Annotated in this window: 23 protein-coding genes and 1 riboswitch; of the genes, 8 read left to right on the top strand and 15 right to left on the bottom strand. The window is 67.2% G+C overall.

Annotated elements, in window-relative coordinates:
• Position 1 precedes the first annotated feature (1 nt).
• The 3 genes from glcF to glcD are packed head-to-tail and all read right to left on the bottom strand — an operon-like array spanning position 2 to position 3820.
• The gene (gene glcF / locus DN387_RS20450) at positions 2–1228 is read right to left on the bottom strand and encodes a glycolate oxidase subunit GlcF (protein WP_043861168.1); all 1227 of its coding nucleotides are present in this window, start codon (positions 1226–1228) and stop codon (positions 2–4) included.
• Positions 1229–1241: 13 nt separating this feature from the next.
• On the bottom strand, positions 1242–2321 hold the full coding sequence (glcE, locus tag DN387_RS20445) for a glycolate oxidase subunit GlcE (protein ID WP_054915154.1): 1080 nt from the start codon (positions 2319–2321) through the stop codon (positions 1242–1244).
• Positions 2321–3820: a glycolate oxidase subunit GlcD gene (gene glcD, locus DN387_RS20440; RefSeq protein ID WP_043861170.1), complete on the bottom strand. Its 1500-nt coding sequence runs from the start codon at positions 3818–3820 to the stop codon at positions 2321–2323. The genes glcE and glcD overlap by 1 nt, the downstream gene beginning before the upstream one ends.
• A gap of 233 nt (positions 3821–4053) precedes the next feature.
• Between glcD and glcC the strand changes: the two genes are divergently transcribed.
• The 4 genes from glcC to DN387_RS20420 all read left to right on the top strand — a co-directional run bounded on the left by glcC (position 4054) and on the right by DN387_RS20420 (position 8174).
• Positions 4054–4812 (top strand): transcriptional regulator GlcC, encoded by a 759-nt coding sequence (gene glcC, locus DN387_RS20435; protein WP_043861171.1) that lies wholly within the window; start codon positions 4054–4056, stop codon positions 4810–4812.
• A gap of 147 nt (positions 4813–4959) precedes the next feature.
• Positions 4960–7026 (top strand): maltose alpha-D-glucosyltransferase, encoded by a 2067-nt coding sequence (gene treS / locus DN387_RS20430; protein ID WP_043861177.1) that lies wholly within the window; start codon positions 4960–4962, stop codon positions 7024–7026.
• Between the two features lie 187 nt (positions 7027–7213).
• A complete protein-coding gene (locus tag DN387_RS20425; RefSeq protein WP_043861187.1) occupies positions 7214–7675 on the top strand; it encodes an Lrp/AsnC family transcriptional regulator in 462 nt (153 codons plus the stop codon).
• A complete protein-coding gene (locus DN387_RS20420; protein WP_043861188.1) occupies positions 7665–8174 on the top strand; it encodes a GNAT family N-acetyltransferase in 510 nt (169 codons plus the stop codon). Before DN387_RS20425 ends, DN387_RS20420 begins: the two co-directional genes overlap by 11 nt.
• Positions 8175–8177: 3 nt before the next feature.
• Here DN387_RS20420 and DN387_RS20415 read toward each other — a convergent pair whose 3' ends face one another.
• The 6 genes from DN387_RS20415 to DN387_RS20390 all read right to left on the bottom strand — a co-directional run bounded on the left by DN387_RS20415 (position 8178) and on the right by DN387_RS20390 (position 14351).
• The gene (locus DN387_RS20415; protein ID WP_054915153.1) at positions 8178–9527 is read right to left on the bottom strand and encodes an OprD family porin; all 1350 of its coding nucleotides are present in this window, start codon (positions 9525–9527) and stop codon (positions 8178–8180) included.
• Positions 9524–9961, bottom strand: a complete 438-nt coding sequence (locus DN387_RS20410) for a pseudoazurin (RefSeq protein ID WP_054915152.1) — start codon at positions 9959–9961, stop codon at positions 9524–9526. Before DN387_RS20410 ends, DN387_RS20415 begins: the two co-directional genes overlap by 4 nt.
• 21 nt (positions 9962–9982) lie before the next feature.
• Complete coding sequence (locus DN387_RS20405) at positions 9983–10774, bottom strand: ABC transporter ATP-binding protein (protein ID WP_054915151.1); 792 nt, start codon at positions 10772–10774, stop codon at positions 9983–9985.
• Positions 10771–11787, bottom strand: coding sequence for an iron ABC transporter permease (locus DN387_RS20400; protein WP_043861192.1), 1017 nt, complete (start codon positions 11785–11787; stop codon positions 10771–10773). The genes DN387_RS20405 and DN387_RS20400 overlap by 4 nt, the downstream gene beginning before the upstream one ends.
• Entirely contained in the window at positions 11784–12797 is a 1014-nt protein-coding gene (locus tag DN387_RS20395; protein ID WP_054915150.1) for an ABC transporter substrate-binding protein, read from the bottom strand. The genes DN387_RS20400 and DN387_RS20395 overlap by 4 nt, the downstream gene beginning before the upstream one ends.
• 145 nt (positions 12798–12942) lie before the next feature.
• A riboswitch (cobalamin riboswitch) is annotated at positions 12943–13139 on the bottom strand.
• Positions 13140–13178: 39 nt separating this feature from the next.
• A complete protein-coding gene (locus DN387_RS20390) occupies positions 13179–14351 on the bottom strand; it encodes a DUF1624 domain-containing protein (protein WP_054915149.1) in 1173 nt (390 codons plus the stop codon).
• A gap of 228 nt (positions 14352–14579) precedes the next feature.
• On the opposite strand from DN387_RS20390, the gene DN387_RS20385 reads away from it, so the two are divergent.
• Both DN387_RS20385 and DN387_RS20380 read left to right on the top strand, forming a co-directional pair.
• On the top strand, positions 14580–15185 hold the full coding sequence (locus tag DN387_RS20385) for an SCO family protein (RefSeq protein WP_054915148.1): 606 nt from the start codon (positions 14580–14582) through the stop codon (positions 15183–15185).
• Positions 15185–15679, top strand: a complete 495-nt coding sequence (locus tag DN387_RS20380) for a copper chaperone PCu(A)C (RefSeq protein WP_043861196.1) — start codon at positions 15185–15187, stop codon at positions 15677–15679. Before DN387_RS20385 ends, DN387_RS20380 begins: the two co-directional genes overlap by 1 nt.
• Before the next feature lie 68 nt (positions 15680–15747).
• On the opposite strand, the gene DN387_RS20375 is transcribed toward DN387_RS20380, so the two are convergent.
• A complete protein-coding gene (locus DN387_RS20375; RefSeq protein ID WP_043861197.1) occupies positions 15748–16170 on the bottom strand; it encodes an NUDIX hydrolase in 423 nt (140 codons plus the stop codon).
• Between the two features lie 198 nt (positions 16171–16368).
• Here DN387_RS20375 and DN387_RS20370 point away from each other — a divergent pair, with 198 nt between their 5' ends.
• Positions 16369–17253 (top strand): EamA family transporter, encoded by an 885-nt coding sequence (locus tag DN387_RS20370; RefSeq protein ID WP_054915147.1) that lies wholly within the window; start codon positions 16369–16371, stop codon positions 17251–17253.
• Between the two features lie 76 nt (positions 17254–17329).
• Positions 17330–19969 (top strand): excinuclease ABC subunit UvrA, encoded by a 2640-nt coding sequence (locus DN387_RS20365; protein WP_236172013.1) that lies wholly within the window; start codon positions 17330–17332, stop codon positions 19967–19969.
• A 6-nt stretch (positions 19970–19975) separates the two neighbouring features.
• On the opposite strand, the gene DN387_RS20360 is transcribed toward DN387_RS20365, so the two are convergent.
• From DN387_RS20360 to DN387_RS20340, 5 genes are read right to left on the bottom strand one after another with little or no spacing between them, the layout of a single operon-like run.
• The gene (locus tag DN387_RS20360; RefSeq protein ID WP_054915145.1) at positions 19976–21919 is read right to left on the bottom strand and encodes a response regulator; all 1944 of its coding nucleotides are present in this window, start codon (positions 21917–21919) and stop codon (positions 19976–19978) included.
• On the bottom strand, positions 21909–22784 hold the full coding sequence (locus DN387_RS20355) for a sensor histidine kinase KdpD (protein ID WP_043861201.1): 876 nt from the start codon (positions 22782–22784) through the stop codon (positions 21909–21911). Before DN387_RS20355 ends, DN387_RS20360 begins: the two co-directional genes overlap by 11 nt.
• A complete protein-coding gene (locus DN387_RS20350) occupies positions 22777–23787 on the bottom strand; it encodes an ATP-binding protein (protein ID WP_177332949.1) in 1011 nt (336 codons plus the stop codon). Before DN387_RS20350 ends, DN387_RS20355 begins: the two co-directional genes overlap by 8 nt.
• Positions 23778–24182 (bottom strand): anti-sigma regulatory factor, encoded by a 405-nt coding sequence (locus DN387_RS20345; protein WP_043861202.1) that lies wholly within the window; start codon positions 24180–24182, stop codon positions 23778–23780. The genes DN387_RS20350 and DN387_RS20345 overlap by 10 nt, the downstream gene beginning before the upstream one ends.
• Positions 24179–24541, bottom strand: coding sequence for an STAS domain-containing protein (locus DN387_RS20340; RefSeq protein WP_043861203.1), 363 nt, complete (start codon positions 24539–24541; stop codon positions 24179–24181). Before DN387_RS20340 ends, DN387_RS20345 begins: the two co-directional genes overlap by 4 nt.

Below are 24541 nucleotides of genomic sequence, written 5' to 3'. Positions count from 1 at the left end.
ATCAGGCTCCTGGGTTGAGGGCTTGGTCAACGAGTTCGATCCAGTGCCGCACGGGGGTTCGCCCGGCACCGTCGAGGTGGGTCTGGCAGCCGATGTTGGCCGTGGCGATCACGTCGGGGTGGCCACTTTCCAGCGCATCGAGCTTGTTGTCGCGCAGTTGCCTGGACAGCACCGGCTGGGTCAGCGAATAGGTGCCGGCCGAACCGCAGCACAGGTGGCTGTCGGGTACCTCGGTAAGGTTGAAGCCCAGGCGTTTGAGTACGGCTTCAACTGCGCCGCCAAGTTTTTGTGCGTGCTGCAGGGTACACGGGCAGTGGAAGGCCAGGGTCTGGTCGCAGCACGCCTCGAAGCGCTCCAGCGGTTCGGCGCGGATCACTTCGACGATGTCCCGCGCCAGGGCGCTGATGCGTTCGGCCTTGGCCGCGTAGGCCGGGTCGTCGCGCAGCAGGTAGGCGTATTCCTTGACGAAGGCGCCGCAGCCGCTGGCGGTCTGCACGATGGCTTCGGCGCCGGCTTCCACGGCTGGCCACCAGGCATCGATGTTGCGCCGCGCACGTTCAAGCCCGGTGTCCTGCGCGTTGAGGTGATAGTCCACCGCGCCGCAGCAGCCGGCCTGGGCAATCGGCGTGATGCTGATGCCCAGGCGGTCGAGCACGCGCGCGGTGGCGGCGTTGGTGTTGGGCGACAGGCTGCGCTGCACGCAGCCTTCGAGCATCAGCACGCGCCGTGCATGGGTGGCCTGGGGGCGTTGCCGGGCCGGTGCCACGCTGCGTGGCAGGTGGGTCCTGAATGCCTCGGGCAGCACTGGGCGCAGCAGCTCGCCGGTACTCACCAGCGCCTGGAACAGGGCCGGGCGCGGCACCACGGCGCGCAGGCCGCTGCGCAGCAGGCGCTGGCCCAGCGGGCGGGGTACACGGGCCTCGATGGCGTCGCGACCGATGTCCAGCAGCTTGTGGTACTCCACCCCCGACGGGCAGGTGGTTTCGCAGTTGCGGCAGGTCAGGCAGCGGTCCAGGTGCTGCTGGGTCTTCTCGCTGACGGTGTCCTGCTCGAGGAATTGCTTGATCAGGTAGATGCGTCCGCGCGGGCCGTCCAGCTCGTCGCCCAGTTCCTGGTAGGTGGGGCAGGTGGCATTGCAGAAGCCGCAGTGCACGCAACTGCGCAGGATGCGTTCGGCTTCGTCGGCGTGGGGCAGGCGCTTGGCCGCTTCGCTCAGGTTGGTCTGCATGGTGGCTCCTGGGTCAGACGTCGGCGTACTGGCGGCCGGGGTTGAAGATGCCCTGAGGGTCCAGGTTGCGCTTGAGCGTCTGGTGAAACCGCAGGATCGGTGCGGCCAGCGGCTGGAACGGGCTGTCCACCACGCCCGGGGTGAAGCAGGTGGCGTGCCCGTTGGCGGCGGCGGCGAGTTGACGGATGCTGTCGGCATCGGCGCTGCTCTTGAGCCAGCGTTGCGCGCCGCCCCAGTCGATCAACTGCTCGCCCTCGATCGCCAGCGGCGCCGTCAGTGCCGGCACCGACAGGCGCCACAGCGGGCGCGGGTCGTCGAAGAACGCCAGGCGCTGTTCGCGCAGGTCGTCCCAGTAGCTGTCATCCAGCGCATCGCCGCCCAGGCGTTCGGCGGCGGCGCGTACCGAACCCTCGTTGCCTTCCAGGCGCAGGTACAGGGTGCTGCCGTCATGGCTGGCGGCGGTCAGCGGGATCGGCTGCTGGCCCCATTCGCCGAGCTTGTCCAGGGCCATCTGCAGCGGCATGGCCTGGCGCAGGCTGACCCGGCAGCGGTACTTGGGCAGCACCTTGAACGAGGCTTCGGTGATCACCCCCAGGCACCCCAGGCTGCCAGCCAGCAGGCGCGACAGGTCGTAGCCGGCGACGTTCTTCATCACCTCGCCGCCAAAGCGCAGGTGCGTGCCCAGGCCGCTGATCATGCGCGTGCCCAGTACGAAGTCGCGTACCGAACCCGCCCATGGGCGACGCGGGCCCGACAGGCCTGCAGCGAGCATGCCGCCGACCGTGGCGTTGTCGCCAAAGCACGGCACTTCGCAGGCAAGCATCTGCCCGCCACGCTCCAGCGCGGCCTGCAGCTCGCGCAGGGGCGTGCCGGCGCGGGCGGTGATCACCAGTTCGGTGGGGTCGTAGGAGACGATGCCGGTGTGCCCGGCGAGGTCCAGTGGCTGGGCGTCGACGGGGCGCCCGTAGAAGGTCTTGCTGGCACCGCCGCGGATGAACAGCGGGGTGCGCTCGGCGATGGCCTGCTGCACGCGGGCCAGCAGGTCGGCGCTGCGGTCGCTGCCGTGGGCCGGGTCGAACAGTACGGTGCTCATCAGAAGCGCTCCAGGTCCGGGAAGGGCAGTTGGCCGTGGTGCACGTGCATGGCGCCGAATTCGGCGCAGCGGTGCAGGGTGGGGATGTTCTTGCCCGGGTTGAGCAGGCCCAGCGGGTCGAACGCAGCCTTTACCGCATGGAACAGGCTCAGCTCGTCGCTGTTGAACTGGGCGCACATCTGGTTGATCTTCTCGCGGCCCACGCCGTGCTCGCCGGTGATGCTGCCGCCGACCTTCACGCACAGCTCGAGGATCTTGCCGCCGAACGCCTCGGCGCGTTCCAGCTCGCCGGGGGTGTTGGCATCGAACAGGATCAGCGGGTGCATGTTGCCGTCGCCGGCATGGAACACGTTGGCCACGCGCAGGTTGTACTCGGCCGAGAGGTCGGCGATGGCCCCCAGCACGTGGGGCAGTTCGCGCCGGGGTATGGTGCCGTCCATGCAGTAGTAGTCGGGCGACAGCCTGCCCACGGCGGGGAAGGCATTCTTGCGCCCGGCCCAGAAACGCACGCGCTCGGCTTCGTCGCGGGCCAGGCGCACTTCGGTGGCACCGGCTTGTTCGAGCAGCACGCGCACGCGCTCGCAGTCGTCGTGCACGTCGGCCTCGACGCCGTCCAGTTCGCACAGCAGGATGGCCTCGGCCTCTACCGGGTAGCCGGCGTGGATGAAGTCTTCGGCGGCGCGAATCGCCAGGTTGTCCATCATCTCCAGGCCGCCGGGGATGATGCCGGCGGCGATGATGTCGCCCACGGCGCGGCCGGCCTTTTCCACCGAGTCGAAGGCGGCCAGCAGCACCTTGGCCACCTGCGGCTTGGGCAGTAGCTTGACGGTGACTTCGGTGATGATGCCGAGCATGCCCTCGGAACCTGTGAACAGCGCCAGCAGGTCGAAGCCGGGGGCGTCCAGGGCATCGCTGCCCAAGGTCATGCGTTCGCCCTCGACGCTGAGCATCTCGACCTTGAGCACGTTGTGCACGGTCAGGCCGTACTTGAGGCAGTGCACGCCACCGGCGTTCTCGGCGACGTTGCCGCCGATCGAGCAGGCGATCTGCGAGGAGGGGTCGGGTGCGTAGTACAGCCCATGCGGCGCGGCAGCCTGGGAAATCGCCAGGTTGCGTACGCCGGGCTGCACGCGGGCAAAGCGCCCGGCCGGGTCGATTTCAAGAATCTTGTTGAAGCGCGCCATTACCAGCAGCACGCCCTTTTCCAGCGGCAGCGCGCCGCCGGACAAACCGGTGCCGGCGCCACGTGCCACCACCGGCACCTTGCGCTCGTGGCACAGGCGCAACACGCTCTGCACCTCTTCCAGATGGCGCGGCAGCACCACCAGCATCGGCGTGGTGCGGTAGGCCGAGAGGCCGTCGCACTCGTAGGGCTTGAGGTCTTCGGCGGCGTGCAGGATATCCAGGTCGGGCAGGCGGCTCTGCAGGGTGTGCAGGAACTCGGCCCGGTCGACGCTGTGCAGCGCACCATCGACGCGTTCGTCGTAGAGAATGTTCATGGGCAGGCTAACGACCCTTGTCTTGTTGTTATGGAGGCTCGATGGAACACGGCTCACTTGCATCATTGGCCGGCGGCGGCTTAGTGTCTATCGCTCAAATCACTGGTCGAACCAGTTTGTTTCTGAGGTTTTTCCAGCTTGTTCATGAATATTCAATAAATACAGTTAGTTATGTATTGATCTGGCAAGGGTCATAAAGCCCACGGTGTCTGGTCATACCAGTTGGAGGAACGATGGGCGAAGCGCTTTCAATGCAGGTGGCAGACGTGGTGTGCGAGCGCATCGAGCGGCTGATCGTCGATGGCGTGCTCAAGGTCGGCCAGGCGCTGCCGTCGGAGCGGCGCCTGACCGAAAAGCTCGGCGTGTCGCGCACGGCCCTGCGCGAAGGGCTCAAGCTGCTGCGCGCCAAGGGCATCATCGAGACTGCGCATGGCAAGGGCTCATATGTGGCGCAGTTGTCGGGGCAGGGCAGCACCTCGGCATTGATGCACCTGTTCAGTTCGCAGCCGCGCACCCTGTACGACCTGTTCGAGGTGCGCAGCCTGCTGGAAGGGGAGTCGGCACGCCTGGCGGCGCTGCGCGGCACCGAGGCGGACTTCGTGCTCATACGGCGCAGTTACGAGGCGTTGCTGGCGGCCCATGAGCAGCCACTGACGGCCTCGGAGCATGCGCACCTGGACCATGCGTTTCACCTGGCGATCTGCGAGGCCTCGCACAACCCGGTGCTGGTGCAGACGCTGCGCTCGCTGACCGACCTGCTGTTGAACTCGGTGTTCGCCTCGGTGAACAACCTGTACCACCGCGATGTGCAGAAGCGCCAGATCGACCGCCAGCATGCGCGGCTGTACAACGCCGTGACCGGGCGAATGCCGGAACAGGCGCGCAAGGCGGCGATTGCGCATATCCAGGGCATCTGCGCGAACCTCAAGGAGATCGAGGAGGAGGAGCAGCGGCTGGTGCGGGCGACGTTGCGGCTGGAGGGGTGGGTTTGAGGGCGTGTGGGCCGGGGTAGGCGCGCCGTGCGGCGGAGCTCTGCCACATCTGCCCGCTGGTCGCAGCAAAAAATGCGAACGATTGCAGTCAAACCCACTCACACCTTGAGGGCACGACCCCAGGCCCCCCGTCGAAGGAGCAAGCGTATGACCCAGCGAGGCCAGGACACCATCGAATGGCTGCAAGGCCAGTCCATGCTGCAAGCCGCCCGCGACCGCGCCCGGCTGTATGCAGGGCAGGCGCGCATGTGGCTGCACCCTTACGCCGAGGCCCGCGCCCGCGACGCCAGTGCCATCGCCTCGGTGTGGCTGACGGTGTACCCGGCCTCGATCATCGTCGAGGAGGGCGGTTCGGTGTTGCAGGCGCTGGCCCATGAGCAGCTGTGGCAGGCGCTGTCGGAGCTGGGCATCCAGGGCGTGCACACCGGGCCGTTGAAGCGCTCGGGCGGCATCACCCAGCGCGAGTTCACCCCCAGCGTGGACGGCAACTTCGACCGCATCAGCTTCGACATCGACCCGCGCTACGGCAGCGAGGCCGAGCTGGTGCACCTGAGCAAGGTGGCCTCGGCGCACAACGCGGTGACCATCGACGACTCGATCCCGGCGCACACCGGCAAGGGCGCCGATTTTCGCCTGGCCGAGATGGCCTACGGCGACTATCCCGGGCTGTACCACATGATCGAGATCCGCGAAGCCGACTGGGGCCTGCTGCCCGAGGTGCCGGCCGGGCGCGATGCGGCCAACCTCACGCCGGCCATGTGCGACGAGCTCAAGGCCCGCCACTACATCGTTGGCCAGTTGCAGCGGGTGATCTTCTTCGAACCCGGCATCAAGGAAACCGACTGGAGCGCCACGCCGCCGGTACTCGGGGTCGACGGCAAGCTGCGACGCTGGGTGTACCTGCACTACTTCAAGGAGGGCCAGCCATCGCTGAACTGGCTGGACCCAAGCTTTGCCGCGCAGCAGCTGATCATCGGCGACGCCCTGCACGCCATCGACGTGCTCGGCGCCCGTGGCCTGCGTCTGGATGCCAATGGCTTTCTCGGCGTGGAGCGGCGCGCCGAAGGGCCGGCCTGGTCGGAGAGCCACCCGCTGTCGGTCACCGGCAACCAGCTGCTGGGCGGCATGATCCGCAAGGCCGGCGGTTTCAGCTTCCAGGAACTGAACCTGACCCTGGACGACATCGCCAACATGTCCCACGGCGGCGCCGACCTGTCCTACGACTTCGTCACGCGCCCGGCCTACCAGCACGCGCTGCTGACCGGCGACACCGAGTTCCTGCGCCTGATGCTGCACCAGATGCATGCGTTCAAGATCGACCCCGCCTCGTTGATCCATGCCCTGCAGAACCACGATGAACTGACCCTGGAGCTGGTGCACTTCTGGACCCTGCACGCCAACGACAGCTACCTGTACAAGGGCCAGACCTTCCCCGGCAACATCCTGCGCGAGCATATCCGCAGCGAGATGTACGAGGGCCTGGCGGGCGAGCACGCGCCGTACAACCTCAAGTTCGTGACCAATGGCGTGTCGTGCACCACGGTCAGCATCATCACTGCCGCGCTGGGCATTCGCGACCTGGGCAGCATCGACGCCGAGCAGCTGGCGCTGATCCAGAAGGTGCACCTGCTGCTGGCCATGTACAACGCCATGCAGCCGGGGGTGTTTGCGCTGTCGGGCTGGGACCTGGTCGGCGCCTTGCCGCTGGAGCCCGAGCAGGTTGAGGGGCTGATGGGTGACGGCGACACCCGCTGGATTCATCGCGGCGCCTATGACCTGGCCGACCTGGACGTGGAGGCGCAGCTCTCGGCCGAAGGCCTGCCGCGTGCGCGTTCGCTGTATGGCAGCCTGGCCAGCCAGTTGCAGCAGCCCGACAGTTTTGCCAGCAGCCTGAAACGCATGCTCGCTGTGCGCCAGGCCTATGCGATTGCGGCGAGCCGGCAGATCCTGATCCCCGAGGTGGCCAACCCGGCCTTGCTGCTGATGGTGCACGAGCTGCCGGCAGGCAAGGGCATCCAGATCACCGCACTCAACTTCGGTGCCGAGCCACTGAGCGAAACCCTGCATCTGCCGGATGTAAGCCCCGGCGCGGTGGTGGACATGATCAACGAACGGCTGGAGGGCGAGCTGAGCGAAGCGGGGGAGATGACCATCAATCTGGATGGCTATGAGGGCCTTTCGCTGCGCATCGTGAGCAGTGTGGCGACGCTGTAGGCGTTTGCATGCGGTAACGTTTTTACAGGCCCGGGGCTTCGTGTCTGACGGTTCCCCGGCCCCTTCGCTGGCAAGGCCAGCTCCTGCAAGGGGCCGCCACCGTCACCGCACTGCTGCCTGCCCCGTGACACACCCCGCCCACCTGATGGAAAATGCCCGACGCCTCTCCCCACCAAAAGGCTTCTGCATGGACAAGCTGGACCGGGCAATACTCGACCTTCTGCAAACCGACTGCACCCGCGCGGTGGGCGATATCGCCGAGCAGATCGGCCTGGGCACCACCGCCTGCTGGCGGCGCATCCAGAAGCTCGAAGAGGCCGGCATCATCCGCGGCCGCGTGGCCCTGCTCGACGGCAAGAAGCTCAATGTCGGCGTGGTGGTGTTCGTCTCGATCAAGACCACCCAGCACAACGCCGACTGGCTGGCCGGCTTTCATGCCGCCGTGGCCGGTATCGACGAAGTGCTGGAGGTGTACCGCATGGCCGGCGACACCGACTACCTGCTGCGCGTGGTGGTGCCGGACGTGGCCGCCTACGACGCGGTGTACAAGCAGTTGATCCGCATTCCGGGCCTGTCCGACATCAGCTCCAGCTTCTCCATGGAGCAGATCAAGTACTCCACCCGCCTGCCGCTGCGCTATGCGCCCTGAGCCGATCACGCTGCACCAGGCCGGCGCCGACGACAGGCAGGCTGCCGTAGCATTCGTGATGCAGGCCCGCGCCGCGCTGTTCCCCAAGCTCGCCGCCACCGGGATGCCGGCAGACCTGCAGCAGTTCGAACAGGTCTACCTGCACGGCGCGGGGCGTTTCCTGCTGGCCCGCTGCAATGGCCAGATCGTCGCGGCCATCGGCTACCTGCCTTACGACCACCGCTTCCGCCAGCTCGACTACCGTGGGCAGAAGGTGGTGGAAGTGGTGCGCCTGTTCGTGTTGCCGGCCTATCGCCGCAGCGGGCTGGCCGGTGAGTTGTACCGCGCGTTGCGTGAGCTGGCGCTGCAGGACCAGGTGCAGGTGCTGTACCTGCACACCCATCCGTTTCTGCCAGGCGCCATTGGTTTCTGGCAAAAACATGGCTTCGAGATCATCGATGTGGAAGCCGACCCGGTGTGGCAGACCACCCACATGCAATGTCGCCTGCCCGCCGGCTGAACCTCAGAAGCGCCCGTTGAGCGGGTATTCCACCGCCAAACGGATCTGGTCGGCATCCAGCTCGGCCTGGGCAGTGTTGCCCCGGTGCACGTTGTGCCGCAGCGACACGGTGGTGCCCTTGGCCACGCCGCCCTGCACCACGTAGCGCGCCTCCAGGTCGCGCTCCCAGTGCTTGCCGCCTTCGCCGTAGCCCAGGTACGCATAGCCGCCACGCGGGTCGACGTGGCTGCCATCGATGCGGCTGCCGCGCACATACGCCGCACTCAGCACCAGCCCGGGCAGGCCCCACGGGGTCATCGCCAGGTCGTAGCGGGCCTGCCACGACTGCTCGTTGGGGGCGTTGAAGTCCGACAATTGCACGGCGTTGCTGATGAAGATCGCGCCACGGGTCACATAGTCGAACGGTGTGTCGCCATCGACCTTCTGGTAGCCCAGGCTGAAGCTGTGCGGCCCTTGTGCGTAGGTCGAGAGCAGGCTCCAGGTGGTGTTGTCGATCTGCCCGGACAACGCCTTGCCGGTGTCGGTGGTGCGGTACAGGTTGAGGTTGAAGGTGAGCGAGCGGTTGGCGTCCAGTGCATGGCTGAAGGTGCCGCCCAGGTAGTGCTGGTTCCAGGTATCTTCGTAGCGCGAGGTGTACAGGCTGGCGCTGAGGCTCGGGCTTGCGCTGTAGACCACCCCGGCCAGGTCGAAGGCATCGCCTTTTGCTGCGTTGGAGTAGTTCACCACGAACCCCTGGTCATGGCTGCTGGCGTTGCGGTCGGTGCTCTCGGTGAAGTGCCCGCCTACCAGTTTCACCCCTTCGAACTCATTGCTGGTGACCAGCACCCCGGTGGCGGTTTCGGGCAGCAGGCGGCTGTCGGACGAGCTGAACACCGGGGTCTTGACCCGCTGTTCGCCATACGACAGCACGGTGGAGGAGGCCCGAAGCTTGACCGCCGCGCCGCCGCGGCTGAATTCGTTCTTGGGGTGGCCGTGGTTGTCCAGCCCCAGCAGGCGCGCCTTGCCGGCGCGTCCGCCGCCGCTGTCCAGTTGCACGCCAAGGTAGGCATGGGCATCCACGCCCACGCCGATCAGGCCCTGGGTGAAGCCCGACTGCAACGTGCCCATCAGGCCATAGGCCCATTCCTCGGCATAACCGTTGCGCTCGGCACGGGGCTTGTAGGCATTGCGTGCGCCGCTGTTGCGCATGCCGTGGCGGTATTCGCGGTTGTCGTACACGCTGCGGTTGAGCAGGCTCCAGGTGCTGTCTTCGACCAGGCCGTTGGCCTGCTCCTGGGCCGATTCGGCCAGCACCAGGGGCGCCGGCCCGGCCAATGCCAGCAGCAGGGCCGAACGGGTGCGCAGTGCGATCATTGTGCGGCCTCGCGTTGCAGCAGGGCGGCAAGACGATCTGCTGCACGCCTGGGCAAGGTGCTCGGCAGGCTCGGTGGCGTGGCGGCGGGCTCACCGACCTGGATCAGCATCACCATGCCCATCGACAGGTGCGGGATGCACTGGATGCCGTACAGGCCCGGCACGTTGAAGGTCTGCTCGATTTGCTGGTTGATCCTGCCCTTGAACGCCTCGGCGCCTTCGGGCAGCAGGCCGGGCAGCGAGGCGGCATTGTGCCCGCTCTGGGTGGCGATGAACTTCACCGAATCGCCGGGGGCGATGCGCAGGTAGTCCGGCTCGTACACCATGCTGCCGGTCGCACCACGGTTGAGCATTTTCACTTCGTGCACCTCGGCCGATACCGAAGGGGCGGGCAGGGCGCTGGCGAGCAGCAGGGGCAAGGCGGCAAGGCGCATGGGCGGGCTATCCATTTCAGGTCAAGAGGAACGAACGCGCAGGATCTGCGCGCCGTCGAAGGGGTCGGTCAGGTAGTGCGCCTGCACCCCGAAGGTGGCCTGCAGGCGTTGCGGGGTCAGCACCTGCAACGGCGGGCCGACATCCACCAGGCGCCCGCGCTCGAGCACGGCCAGGCGATCGCAGGTGAGGGCCTGGTTGAGGTCGTGCAGGGCGATCAGGGTGGTCACCGGCAGCGCCTGAACCAGGCGCAGAATGCCCAGCTGGTGCTGGATGTCGAGGTGGTTGGTTGGCTCGTCGAGCAACAGCAGTTGCGGGCGTTGCGCTAGGGCCCGGGCGATGTGCACGCGCTGGCGCTCGCCACCGGAGAGGCTGCGCCAGCTGCGTGTTGCCAGGTGGGTGGCATCCACGTCGGCCAGGGCCTGCTGCACGATGGCGTGATCGTCTGCCGACCACGGGCGCAACGCCGACAACCACGGCGTGCGGCCCAGGGCCACGGCATCGAACACGTTGATCGCATCGCTGGTGTCGGCCTGTTGCTCGACCACTGCCAACCGCCGCGCCACCTCGCGGCGTGGCAGCTGCCTGAGCGCGTTGCTGCCCAGGTGCACCTCGCCGCAGGTGGGCGTGCGCAGCCCGGCCAGCAGCTTGAGCAGGGTGGACTTGCCCGAGCCGTTGGGGCCGACGATACCCAGGGTCTCGCCACGGCGCACCTCAAGGTCGACCGCGTCCAGCAGCACGGCATCGCGCACCTTCAAACCCAGGCCGGTGCAGCGCAGTGCAGCTTCATCCAGCGGGTGGGTGACAGCGTTCATCGGGCGCTCCTGCGGCCAATCAGTATCAATGCGAACACCGGTGCGCCGACCAGCGCCGTGATCACCCCCACCGGAATCACCTGGCCCTTGATCAGGGTGCGCGAGAGCACGTCGGCGGCAATCAGGAACAGCGCGCCACCCAGCGCGCTGGCCGGCAGCAGCCGCGCATGGGGGGTACCGAACAGCAGCCGCATCGCATGCGGAATCACCAGCCCGACAAAGCCGATGGCGCCCACGATCGACACCATCACTGCCGTCACCAGCGCCGCGCAGCTGATCAGCAGCACCTGCACGCGGCGTACCGGGATGCCCAGCGAGGCAGCCGAGTCGCTGCCGAAGGTGAAGGCGTCCAGCGCCCGCCGATGCCACACGCACACCGCAAGGCCGGCCAGCGCCACCGGCACCGCCAGCCACACCGACGGCCAGCGCACGCCACTGAGGTTGCCCAGCAGCCAGAACAGGATGCCGCGCGCCTGCTCGGCACTGGCCGACCGGGTGATCAGAAAGGCGGTGAGCGCGTTGAACAGCTGCGAGCCGGCGATCCCGGCGAGGATGATCTGCCCCGTGCTGTTGGACGGCCCGCTGGCACGGGCCAGCAGCGCCACCAGCGCGAAGGCCGCGATGGCCCCGACGAAGGCGCCCAGCGACAGCGTGATCGCCCCCGCGCCCAGCCCCAGCAGCGCCACCAGCACCGCGCCGGTGGAGGCGCCGGCCGAGATGCCGAGCAGGTACGGGTCGGCCAGCGGGTTGCGCAGCAGCGACTGCAGTACCACCCCGCAGGTGGCCAGCCCCGCGCCGCAGGCGGCGGCCACCAGCGCACGGGTCAGGCGGTAGTTCCACACGATGCCTTCATCGATCGGGTCCAGCAGGTGCCCGGCGGCCCACAGCTTGTTGGCCAGCACCTGCAGCACCACCGAGGGGGCGATCGGCGTTTCGCCAATCGCCACCCCTGCCAGTATCGCCAGCAGCAGGGCCAGGCACGCGAGCAGGCCGCGCACAACGCTGCCTGTCATGGCGCCAGTTCGAAGCCGTTGATGGCCGAGGCCAGGGTCTCCATGCCGCTGAACAGGCGCGTGCTGGCCTGCATGGCATGTGCATCGAGAATCACGATGCGATTGTGTCTGACCGCGTCCATGTTGCGCGTGACCGGGTCGCTGCGCAGGAATTCGAGTTTCTTCTGGTAGTCATCGGCCGGGAAGCGACGACGGTCCATGCGCGCGATCACCAGGAAGGTGGGGTTGGCCTTGGCGATGGTTTCCCAGCCCACGGTCGGCCATTCCTCATCGGACTGCACCACGTTGTGCACGCCCAGGGTCTGCAGCATGTAGTCGGGGATACCCTTGCGCCCGGCCACGTACGGGTCGATGTCCAGGTCTGCGCTGGAGAACCAGAACAGGGCGCTGGTGTCCTTCAGATCCTTGCCCTTCACGGTGGCGGCAGCCTTGGCCAGGCGTGCCTTGAGCTCGCTGTTCAACCGCTCGCCACGCGCCTGCACGTCGAAGATCTCGGCCAGCTGGCTGATGCTGTTGTAGATGCTGTCGATGCGAAACGGCTCCAGACGGGTGCCGTCGGCGCCGACCAGGTTGTCCTTGCCCTCGCAGTCGGACGGCATCAGGTAGGTGGGGATGTTCAGCTCATGGAACTGCTCGCGGGTGCCGACCACGCCCTGCGGGCCGACCATCCACTCCAGCTGCACCGCCACCAGTTGCGGGCGCTTGCCGATCACCGCCTCGAAGCTGGGGTCGTTGTCGGCCAGGCGCTCGACCTTGTCGTTCTGCACCTTGTACTGCGCCAGCACATCGTTGAACCACAGCGAGGTGCCGACCAGCCTGTCGCCCAGGCCCAATGCGTAGAACATCTCGGTGCCGGCCTGGCCGATGGTCACGGCGCTGTCGGGCGCATGCTGGAAGGTCAGCGGCATGCCGCAGTTCTGCAGCGTGAGCGGGTAGTGGGTCGGGGCGGCCTGGGCCAGGGTCGACAGACCCAGGCCCGCGAGCAGGGTGACAAGGCGGGGCAACTGCATGATGCGATCTCCATTCGAACCGTACACGGGCAGGGGTGTACAACCTGGAAACACATCGACAGGCGCTGCCGCGAGGGCAGGGCAAGGCCGTTCGGCGCGCGGGGCGCTCGCGGCACAGATGTACTCCCCGGACACCCCGCCGGTTAGTGATTGTTGCTGTGCCGGCAGGTCTCCTGACTGGTGCGTCGTCACCTGGCTCCGGCCTTCCCGGGGGTCACCCAGTGGCATTTCAGGAGCAGGCTCGGCACTTACAGTTGCGGGGGCAGTTCCGTTTGACGCCATGCAGTGGCGTCTCGGATTCCCTATTGATTCCGTGTGGAAACCGGCGGGCGGCATGGTAGTCGATCACGCCGCCCGCAGGGAAACAAAACCCCGCCAGCCTCAGAGGTACTTGAGCCAGGCAATGTCGCGACGGCGGGCCTTGAACGCGGCAAACCAGCGCACCGGCGGGAACAGCGCCACGGCCAGCAGCACGGCGGTCAGCCACACCGCCCAGATACCATCGAAGCCGAAGTAATTGCCCTGGTTCAGGCCCAGCAGTGCAACGCAGGCCAGGTACGCCACTTTCAGCACATACAGGTGCAGCAGGTAGAAGAACATCGGTGCGGCGCCGAACACCGCCAGGGTGCTGATCCACCGGCGCTGCCCGGCGCGCTCCAGGCCCAGCAGCAACAGCAGGCCAGCCCCCAGGGTCAGGGCCAGGAACAGCAGCGAGGGCGGGTACTTGGTGATGTTGAAGAAGCTCATCAGGGTGTGCGCGGTATCGGCCTGAACCGTCCATGGCGCCTCGCCGTAGCCGTTGAGCAGGCGCAGGGCGACAAAGCCGAGCAGGGTTGCCAGGCCTGCCAGCAGCAGACGGCGCTGGCGCGTGGCGGCCGGCATCGAGTGGGCGAACCAGGGGCCCAGGCCGTAGCCCAGCGCGATCACCCCGACCCACGGCAGCACCGGGTACGAGGTACGCAGGCGCAGGCTGTCGGAGAACTCGAGCCAGCCGCGGTCATGCAGGATCGCCCACGGCACGTGCAGCGCAGAGCCCTGCGCAAAGTGCAGGCCGTCGAGCAGGTTGTGACCGGCCACGATCGCGGCGCCCAGCACCAGCAACAGCGGGCGCGGCAACCACACCAGGGCCGCCAGGGCGATCATGCTGATGCCGATGGCCCAGATCACCTGCAGGTAGATCACGCTGGGTGGCAGCTGGAAGGTCCAGGCGATGTTCACCAGGGTGAACTCCAGCACCACCAGAAACAGCCCGCGCTTGAACAGAAAGGCCGACACATCGCCCCGGCCCTGGTGCTTCTGGCCATACAGCCAGGCCGACAGACCGGTCAGCAGCACGAACACCGGGGCGCACAGGTGGGCCAGCGTACGGCTGACGAACAGCGCAGGTTCGGTGCTGTCGATGGCCATCGGGTCGCTCACCTGGCGGTGCAGGAAGAAGGTTTCGCGCACGTGGTCCAGCAGCATGAACAGGATCACCAGGCCCCTGAGGGCATCGATGGACAGCAGGCGTTGGCTCGGTTTGCTGGCGGCGGGGAGGGCAGTAGCGCTAGTCATTGAAAGGTCGCAGGCAGAGGGGGCGAATTGAATGGTTACTGTATAACATTTCTATTTGCTCGGTAAATCTTCCTTACAATCTTGACTGCCATGCTGCGACATCAGACCGCACCCATCTGGCGCTGCGCGCTGGAACCCGTCGACCCTGCGTGACAAAATGCCGCCTCGCAAAACCCTTGCACAAGGCTCCCGCTCTCGGGGCCGGCACCTTCCCAAAAGGATGGTTACATGAACGATTTACTGACCCGGCGCACGGTGATCGCCGGGCTCGGCCTGCTCGGCCTCGGTGCCCTGGCAGGTTGCAACAACTCCGGCGCGCTGGACTTCAAATACGGCAAGGACCTGAGCAACAAGATCCTCGGCCGCACCTTCAAGCTCAAGGACCCGCAAGGCAACGTGATGACCCTGTCGAGCTTCCAGGGCTCGATGCCGATGGTGTTCTTCGGCTTCACCCAATGCCCGGCGGTGTGCCCCACCACCCTGGCCCGCGCGGTGCAGATCAAGAAGCTGATGGGCCGCGACGCCGACTTCCTGCAGGTGGTGTTCATCAGCCTGGACCCCGAGCGCGACACCCCCGAAGTGCTGGACGCCTACGTCAAGGCCTTCGATCCCTCGTTCGTGGCGCTGTCCGGTACCCTGGAAGAGACGGCCGCAGTGGCCAAGGAATTCGGCGTGTTCTACGAGAAGGTGCCGGCCGGCGACACCTATACCATTTCCCACAGCTCGACCAGCTACGTGTTCGACTCGCGTGGCGTGCTGCGCCTTGGCCTCTCGCATTCCCTCAATGCCAGGGAATGCACCGAAGACCTGCTTACCGTAATGGAGGTTTGTTAATGCGTTCTCCCGTGAAACACGCGCTTGGCGCGATGGCGTTGCTGTCCCTGTTCGGTGCGGCGCTGCCCGCCGTTGCCCAGACCACCGTGGGCGAGCCCTGGGTGCGCGCCAGCGTGCCGCAGCAGCAGTCGACCGGTGCGTTCATGACCCTCACTGCCAGCACCGACAGCAAGCTGGTGGGCGTCGAGTCGCCGGTGGCCAAGACCGTGCAAGTGCACCAGATGCAGATGCACAACGATGTGATGAGCATGAGTGAAGTCAAGGCGCTGGACCTGCCCGCCGGCAAGCCGGTGGTGCTCGACACCAATGGCTACCACGTGATGCTGATGGGCCTGGTCAAGCAGGTGAAGGAAGGCGACACGGTGCCGCTGACCCTGATCGTCGAAGACGCCAAGGGTCAGAAGGAGTCGATCAAGGTCGACGCCCCGGTGCGTTCGCTGACCGCCACCGACGGTCACGGCGAGCACTCGATGCACGACCACAGCCACATGTAAGTACCCGCCGCGCCGGCCCTTGCGCCGGCGCAATCCGTTCCTGCCGGGTGGTTCGCCACCCAACGGGTTCAACTGGCCTGCGCCAGATAGTCCCGCAGCCGATCCTGCAGATACCACACACCTTCAGCGTGTTTCAGGTAATCGCTGATCGGCATCATCTGCCAGTACTGGCCTTCGTCGCCAAATTCGATGGCATCGATTTCCCCCTGCGTGATGTGCCCCACCAGAAACCAGGACTCCCAGCCGGGTCTGGCCAGGCTGGGGTAGTTGCGGCGCCATTCGATGCGTTCGGGGGGCAGGCGCAGGGCGAACTCTTCGTCCAGCTCGCGCAGCGCGCATTCGACCGGGGTCTCATCACCTTCGCGCCCCCCGCCGGCAAAGTCCCAGCAGCCGGGGAAGGGGATGGTGCTTTTCACGTCGCGCTTGTAGGTCAGCAGGTGGTCGTGGAACAGCAGGGCGAGTTTGGCACCGCAGAAGGGTTTGAGGGGCATGGAGACTGGCCTCTGGCAGGACGGGCGTTAGGCACCGGGCCGGTATTTATACGATGGTTCTGCAGGTTGTGCGGCGTTTTTTGTGGTGTGGGCTGCCGGGCAGCTGCTGGTCACACAGGCATGCGCCGCCGACGGGTATAACTGAACCCGGGAATAAGGATATGCTGTTTCGAAATATTACAAATTGGTGAGGGCAGAATGCCGTTAAAGGACCTGTTGCTGGCGCTGGTGGTGATCGTCGCCTGGGGCCTGAATTTCGTGGTGATCAAGGTCGGCCTCGACGGCCTGCCGCCCATGCTGCTGGGTGGCCTGCGCTTCGTGCTGGTGCTGTTTCCGGCGATCTTCTTCATCAAGCGCCCGCAACTGCCGTGGCGCTGGTTGCTGGCCTACGGCACCACCATCTCGCTGGGCCAGTTCGCCTTTCTGTTCGAGGCCATGGGCAACGGCATGCCGCCGGGCCTGGCGTCGCTGGTGCTGCAGTCGCAGGCCTTCTTCACGCTGTTCTTTGCCGCGATGTTTCTCGGTGAGCGGCTGCGCGCCGCCAGCCTGCTGGGGCTGCTGGTGGCCGCCGGGGGCCTGGCGCTGATCGGCAGCGAGAACGGCAGCCACGTGCCATTTTTGGCGCTGGTGCTGACCCTGTGCGCCGCCGCATGCTGGGCCATGGGCAACATCATCACGCGCCGCTTCGGCAACATCGACCTGGTGGCGCTGGTGATCTGGGGCGCGCTGATTCCGCCGTTGCCATTCTTCGCCCTGTCGTGGTGGCTCGAAGGGCCGGCGCTGATCGAAAGCTCGCTGCGCGGCATCGGCCTGAACTCGATCCTGGCCCTGGCGTACCTGGCCTTCATCGCCACCATGCTCGGCTACAGCCTGTGGAGCGGCCTGCTGTCGCGCTACCCGGCGGGCAAGGTCGCACCGTTTTCGCTGCTGGTGCCAGTGGTGGGGCTGAGCTCCTCGGCGTTGCTGCTGGGTGAGCGCCTGAGTACCCTGCAATGCTGGGGTGGGGTGCTGGTGATGGTGGGGTTGCTGATCAACGTGTTCGGCTCGCGCCTGCGTCAACGCCTGCGGGCCGCGCTGAGCTGAGGCCCCTGGGCGGCGGTGGAACGATCCGCCGCGCACGCCGCTCCAATTCCAGACCCTCGCCGACCAAGGTCCGACCATGAATTCACCTCGATCCACCACGCCCCATGCCGGCCCGGCCGGCATGGTCAAGGTGCGCGGCGCGCGCGAACACAACCTGAAGAACGTGGATGTGGACATCCCCCGCGATGCGCTGGTGGTATTCACCGGCGTGTCCGGCTCGGGCAAGTCGTCGCTGGCGTTCTCGACCCTGTATGCCGAGGCCCAGCGCCGCTATTTCGAGTCGGTGGCGCCCTATGCGCGACGCCTGATCGACCAGGTCGGGGTGCCGGATGTGGACGCCATCGAAGGCCTGCCGCCGGCGGTGGCCCTGCAACAGCAGCGCGGCACCCCCAGCGCGCGCTCCTCCGTGGGCAGCGTGACCACGCTGTCGAGCCTGATCCGCATGCTCTATTCGCGCGCCGGCAGTTACCCGGACGGCCAGCCGATGCTGTATGCCGAGGACTTCTCGCCCAATACGCCCCAGGGCGCATGCCCCGAGTGCCACGGCCTGGGCCGGGTCTACGAGGTGGACGAGGCCTCGATGGTGCCCGACCCGTCGCTGACCATCCGCGAGCGTGCGGTGGCCTCGTGGCCGCTGGCGTGGCAGGGCCAGAACCAGCGCGACATCCTCGTGACCCTGGGCTATGACGTCGACATTCCGTGGCGCGACCTGCCCCAGCAGCAGCGCGACTGGATCCTGTTCACCGAAGAGACCCCCACTGTGCCGGTGTATGCCGGCATGACCCCGGCCCAGACCCGCGACGCCCTCAAGCGCAAGCTCGAACCCAGCTATCAGGGCACCTTCAGCGGCGCGCGGCGCTATGTGCTGCACACCTTCACCCATTCGCAGAGCGCGCTGATGCGCAAGCGCGTCAGCCAGTTCATGCGGGCCAGCGCCTGCCCGTTGTGCGCGGGCAAGCGGCTCAAGCGCGAGGCCCTGACCGTGACCTTCGCCGGGCTGGACATTGCCGAGCTGGCGCAGTTGCCCTTGCTGCAGCTGGCCGAGGTGCTCAAGCCGGTGGCCAGCGCCACCTATGTCGAGCATGGCGACGAGCAGGGTGCGGTGCTGACCCACGCGCAAACCCGTGACGCCCGCCAGCAGCGCGCGGCCAGGGGCGACAACGCCCATGCCGGCGGCCCGGACGTGCGCCACACGCCCAACCTCTCGCTGGAAAAACGCCTGGCCGCGCAGCGCATCGCCCAGGACCTGCTCGAACGGGTGGCCACCCTGATCGACCTGGGCCTGGGTTACCTGGCCCTGGAGCGCAGCACGCCGACCCTGTCCTCGGGCGAGCTGCAGCGCCTGCGCCTGGCCACCCAGCTCAACTCGCAGCTGTTCGGGGTGATCTATGTACTGGACGAACCCTCGGCCGGCCTGCACCCGGCCGATGGCGAGGCGCTGTACGAGGCCCTGCTGCGCCTCAAGGCCGCGGGCAATTCGGTGTTCGTGGTCGAGCACGACCTGGACACCATGCGCCGCGCCGACTGGCTGGTGGACGTGGGCCCGGCGGCGGGCGAGCAGGGCGGCCAGGTGCTGTACAGCGGGCCCCCGGCCGGGTTGGCCGAGGTCGAGGCCTCGCAGACCCGCAACTACCTGTTCGACGCCCAGGCCGCCGTGCCGCGCACCCCGCGTGAACCCGGCGGCTGGCTGCGCCTGGAGGGCGTGACGCGCAACAACCTGCACAACCTCGATGCGGCCTTCCCCCTTGGGTGCTTCACGGCCGTCACCGGGATTTCCGGCTCGGGCAAGTCCAGCCTGGTCAGCCAGGCGCTGCTGGAGCTGGTGGGCGCGCACCTGGGCCAGGCCACTGCGCCCAGCGAGCCCCAGGAGCAGAGCCTGGAGGATGACGTGGCGCAGGCCAGCGGCGGCCAGGTCACGGCGGGCCTGGAGCACATCCGCCGGCTGGTGCAGGTGGACCAGAAGCCCATCGGCCGTACCCCGCGCTCGAACCTTGCGACCTACACCGGCCTGTTCGACCACGTGCGCAAACTGTTCGCCGCCACCGATGCGGCCCGCGAACAGGGCTTCGATGCCGGGCGCTTCTCGTTCAACGTGGCCAAGGGCCGTTGCGAAACCTGCGAAGGCGAAGGCTTTGTCAGCGTCGAGCTGCTGTTCATGCCCAGCGTCTACGCACCGTGCCCCACCTGCCATGGCGCCCGCTACAACCCGCAGACCCTGACGGTCACCTGGCAGGGCCTGAACATCGCCCAGGTGCTGCAACTGACGGTGACCCAGGCGCTGGCGGTGTTCGAGCAGCAGCCGGCGGTGCAGCGTGCCCTGGCGGTGCTGCACGAAATCGGGCTGGGCTACCTGCGCCTGGGCCAGCCGGCCACCGAGCTGTCGGGCGGTGAGGCGCAGCGCATCAAGCTGGCCACCGAACTGCAGCGCATGGCCCGCGGGGCCACCCTGTATGTGCTCGACGAACCCACCAACGGCCTGCACCCGCAGGATATCGACCGGCTGATGCTGCAACTGGGGCGCCTGGTGGATGCCGGGCATACGGTGATCGTGGTGGAGCACGACATGCGCGTGGTGGCCCAGAGCGACTGGGTGATCGACATCGGCCCGGGGGCGGGGGACCAGGGCGGCACGCTGGTGGCCTGCGGCACGCCGCAGCAGGTGGCGGCCAGTGCCCACAGCCGTACCGCGCCGTTTCTGGCCCGGGCCCTGGGCTGAGGCGGCTCAGGCGTCGAGGCTGCGCCGAACCTTGTCCAGCAGTTCGTGGATCTGGAACGGCTTGGTGACGATGTCCATGCGCTCACCGAGAAAATGCTGCCGGTCGATGGCGTTCTCGGCGTAGCCGGTCATGAACAGCACCGGCAGGCTCGGGCGCAGCATGCGCGCGACATTGGCCAGCTCGCGCCCGTTCATGTGCGGCAGGCCCACGTCGCTGAGCAGCAGGGCGATGCTCGGGTCGGCATGCAGTTTCTGCAGGGCGCTTTCGACGTCCGGCGCCGGGGTGCAGCGGTACCCGGCATCGGTCAGCACCTCGCAGACGAAACTGCGCACCACCGACATGTCCTCCACCACCAGCACATGCTCGCCGGCGGTACTGATCACGGTGTCGGGTGTGGGTTCGGTGATGCTCAACAGCGGGCTCTGGCTGGCCGGCAGCAGCAGCGTCACTTCGGTACCGCGCCCGCCGGTGCTGCGGATCTGCACGTCGCCGGCCGACTGGCGGGCGAAGCCGTAGATGGTCGACAGCCCCAGCCCGGTGCCCTGGCCGATGGGCTTGGTGGTGAAGAACGGGTCGAAGACCTTGCCGATCACCTCGGGGGCGATGCCGCTGCCGTCGTCGCGCACCGACAATGCCACGTAGGCGCCATCGGCCAGCTTGAGGTCGTCCTGGGTGTGCGCCGCGTAGGTGCTGATCCAGATGTTGCCACCCTGGGGCAGCGCGTCGCGCGCGTTGATCACCAGGTTGAGCACGGCGTTCTCCAGCTGGATCGGGTCTACCAGGGCCACGCTGAGGTGCTCGCTCAGGTTCAGGTGCAGGCTGATGTGTTCGCCGATGGTGCGTCGCAGCAGTTCCTCCAGCGAGCGGATGTGCTGGTTGATGTCGGCCGGGCGGGGGTCCAGCGGTTGCTGGCGGGCAAAGGCGAGCAGGCGGTGGGTCAGGGTGGCGGCCCCCATGGCGGCGCCCAGTGCAGCGTCGGCGTAGGACTGCACCTTGTCGACGCGGCCCTGCTCGATGCGTTTCTTGATCAGCTCCAGGCTGGTGATGATGCCGGTGAGCATGTTGTTGAAGTCATGGGCGATGCCGCCGGTAAGCTTGCCCAGTGCGTCCATCTTCTGCACCTGCAGCAACTGCGCCTCGGTACGGGCGCGCTCGGCCACTTCCTGGGCCAGCAGGGTGGTCGCGCTGTCCAGTTCGGCGCGCTGGGTGCGTTCGCGGTGGCGCTGTTCGGTCACGTCCTCGACGAAGATCAGGCTCGACTCGCCGCTGCGGTAGGGCGACACCTGCCACTGGGTCTCGCGCAGTTGGCCGTTGACGCGCATGTGCAGCAGGCCCTTCCAGCGGTCCCGGGTGCCGAGCCTGCGCAGCAGTTCGTCGATCACCGGCTGCTGGTCGTCGGCAAAGCACTCGACCAGGGTGTCGGGGCTCAGGTTGTCCTGGATCAGCTGGGCGAACGCCTGGTTGCATTCGTGCACCTTGAGCCCGGTGCCCAGCAGCGCGATGGGCGCGGCGGTGCTGACGAAGATCTCGCGAAAGCGCGCCTCGCTCTCGCGCAGCGCCTGCTCGGTGTCGCGTACCCGCAGCAGCGTGCGCAGGGTGGCCAGCAACACCTCGGGGTCGACCGGGTGGATCAGGTAGGCGTCGGCCCCGGCGTCCAGCCCGGTGATGATGTCGCCGGTACCGATGGCGGCCGCCGATACGTGGATCACCGGCAGCAACGCGGTGGCCGGGGTGGCGCGCAGGATGCGCACGATATCGAAGCCGCTCATGTCCGGCAGGTGTACATCCAGGATCAGCGCGTCGTAGGTCTGGCTGGCAATCAGCTCCAGGCCCTCGCCACCGGTGCCGGCCTCGTCGATGCGGTAGCCATGGCATTCCAGGCGCCGGCGCAGGGCATAGCGGGTGACGATGTTGTCGTCGACGATCAGCAGGCGGATGTCAGGCTTCATCACCAGGCTCCTGGGCCAGCGCCAAGGGGATCACTACGTAGAAGGTCGAACCGACCCCGGGTGTACTCTCGACCCCGACCCGGCCACCCAGCAGCGCCGCGAAGCGCTTGCACAGCGACAGGCCCAGGCCGGTGCCACGCAGGCGCTTCTGCAGCGGCGAGTCGATCTGTGCGAAGTCCTCGAACAGCGTGTCGTGCAGCTCGCCCGGAATGCCGATGCCGGTGTCGTGCACCGCAAAGCGGATCTGGCCGTCGTCTTCCAGTTGCGACGATACCCGCACTTCGCCACGGGCGGTGAATTTCAGCGCGTTGGAAATGAAGTTGCGCAGGATCTGCGCCAGCTTCTTGTCGTCGCTGTACAGGCGCGGCAGGCCCTGGGGCTCTTCGAAGATCAGGTCGACCGCCGAGGCATCGACGATCGGCCGGAACATGCCGCGCAGGGCCGCGAACAGGTCGAGCATGTCGAACCAGGCCGGCGAGATGGTGATGCGCCCGGCCTCGATCTTGGCCAGGTCGAGCAGGTCGTCGACCATGTCGCTCAGTTCGCGCGCCGAATTGCTGACGAAGGTCACCTGCTTGTGCTGCTCGGGGCTCAGCGGGCCGTCCAGCTCGTCGCTGAGCAGGCGGGCGATGCTCAGGATCGAACCCAGCGGCGTGCGAAACTCGTGGCTCATGTACGACAGGAAGCGGCTCTTGAGGTCCGAGGCCTGGCGCAGTTGCTCGGCCTGGATATCCAGCTCGGCATACAGGGCCAGCACGCCCTGGTTGGTTTCTTCGAGTTCGGCGCGCAGGGCGTCGCCCTCTTCACGCAGCCGCGCGATCAGCGCCTGCGCCTCGGTGTCGGCAAGGGTAGGGGAATCAGCCACTTAGGGTCTCCAGGGCAACAACCAGCACGGTGACATCATCGCGGCCTCGGCAGAAGTCGCGATGCAGCACGGCGGCGATCAGTGCCGGGTGCTGATGCATGAGGCCAGGATACTGCTGCAGGTCCCAGCGCGATTGCAGCCCGTCGCTGTAGAGCACCAGCAGGTTGGCATGCACATCAGCATAGTCAAAGGGGCGCACGCGACGGAATTGCCCGCCGACGATACCCGGGTGCGAGGCCAGGCCACGACTGCTACCGGGTGCGAGCAGGTGCGCGCCGATGTTGCCGACGCCGCTGAAACGCAGCGCGCCGTTGTCGTACTGGGCGAAGGCCGCGGCGCCGCCACGGGTGCCCTGCATGTTGACGTGCATCGCCTCGAGCACCTGCGCGGGGTCGGCGAACGGGGCCTGGGCAAAGGCCTGGGTGCCGGCGTGGGCGGCCCGTTCGGCGAGCTCGCCGTGGCCCAGCCCGTCAACCACCAGGGCACTGATGCGCTGGCCGTCGTAGGCCAGGTACCAGGCATCGCCACAGGCCGGGTCGTGATGCAGGCTGTGCTGGCTGGCGCCCCAGCGCAGGTCGCAGGCCGCGCTGCTGCGCGGGTACAGGCGCGCCAGCACGGCGGCGCCACGGCTGTCGGCGTACACATCGAACACATCGGCCAGGCGCTTGATCGCGCCCAGGCCGATGCCCTGGGTACCGCCGGTGGAGAACCCGTCGGCCAGGCAGTGGTGCAGGTCGAAGCCTGCACCACGGTCGATGGCGATCAGTTCCAGCCCGCTGTAGCTGCTGTTGGGCAGCACCCGCAGGTGCAGTTCACCGCGCCCGGCATGCTTGAGCAAGTTGCTCGCAAGCTCGGTGGCCAGCAGTGCGGCGCGCCCGGCGTCGGTGGCATCGAAACCCTGCTGTTCGGCCAGGCGTTGCACGCAGCGCCGGGCATGACCGACCTGGCTCTCGTCTTCTATCGGCAGCACCTGGGTCAGGCTGCCCAGGATACTCAGGCCCATCGCAGAATCGTCACGCGCGTGCCGGCCCCGGGGGCGGTATCCAGTTCGAACTCGTCCACCAGGCGCTTGGCCCCGGTCAGGCCCAGGCCCAGGCCGCCGCCGCTGGTCCAGCCATCGGTCATGGCCAGCTTGATGTCGGGGATGCCCGGCCCTTCGTCGCGAAAGGTCAGGCGCAGGCCCTTGCGATGGTCCTTCTCGACCACCTGCCAGTCCATGTGGCCACCGCCGCCATACACCACGGCGTTGCGGGCCAGCTCGCTGACCGCCGTGACCAGCTTGGTCAGGTTGATCAGGCTCATGCCGCAGCCCTGGGCCAGGGTGCGCGCCAGTTGCCGTGCACGTACCACATCCTGCTCCAGCAGGATGGGCTGGGTGCCGCTTTGCTCGGCGCTCATTGCGGTGCAGCCGAGTTGTTGAGCAGGCGCATGCCGCGCTCGGCGTTGAGCGCGGTACGCACGCCGGGCAGGGTCAGGCCCAGTTCGACCAGGGTGATCGCCACGGCCGGCTGCATGCCCACCAGCACGGTCTGCGTGTCCATGATGCGCGACACCCCGGAGATGGTGCCGATCATGCGGCCAATGAAGGAGTCGACCATGTCCAGCGCCGAGATGTCGATCAGCACGCCCTTGGCCGAGGTCGCGCTGATGCGCTCGGACAGGTCGTCCTGCAGGGTCATGGCCAGCTGGTCATGCATGTCGACCTGGATGGTCACCAGCAGGAATTCGCCGATTTGCAGAATCGGGATGCGCTCCAT

The sequence above is a fragment of the Pseudomonas sp. FBF18 genome (assembly GCF_024261405.1).
GTDB lineage: Bacteria > Pseudomonadota > Gammaproteobacteria > Pseudomonadales > Pseudomonadaceae > Aquipseudomonas > Aquipseudomonas palmensis.
Note: the sequence above shows the minus strand (reverse complement) of the source record. Positions and strands in the feature narration are given on the sequence as shown.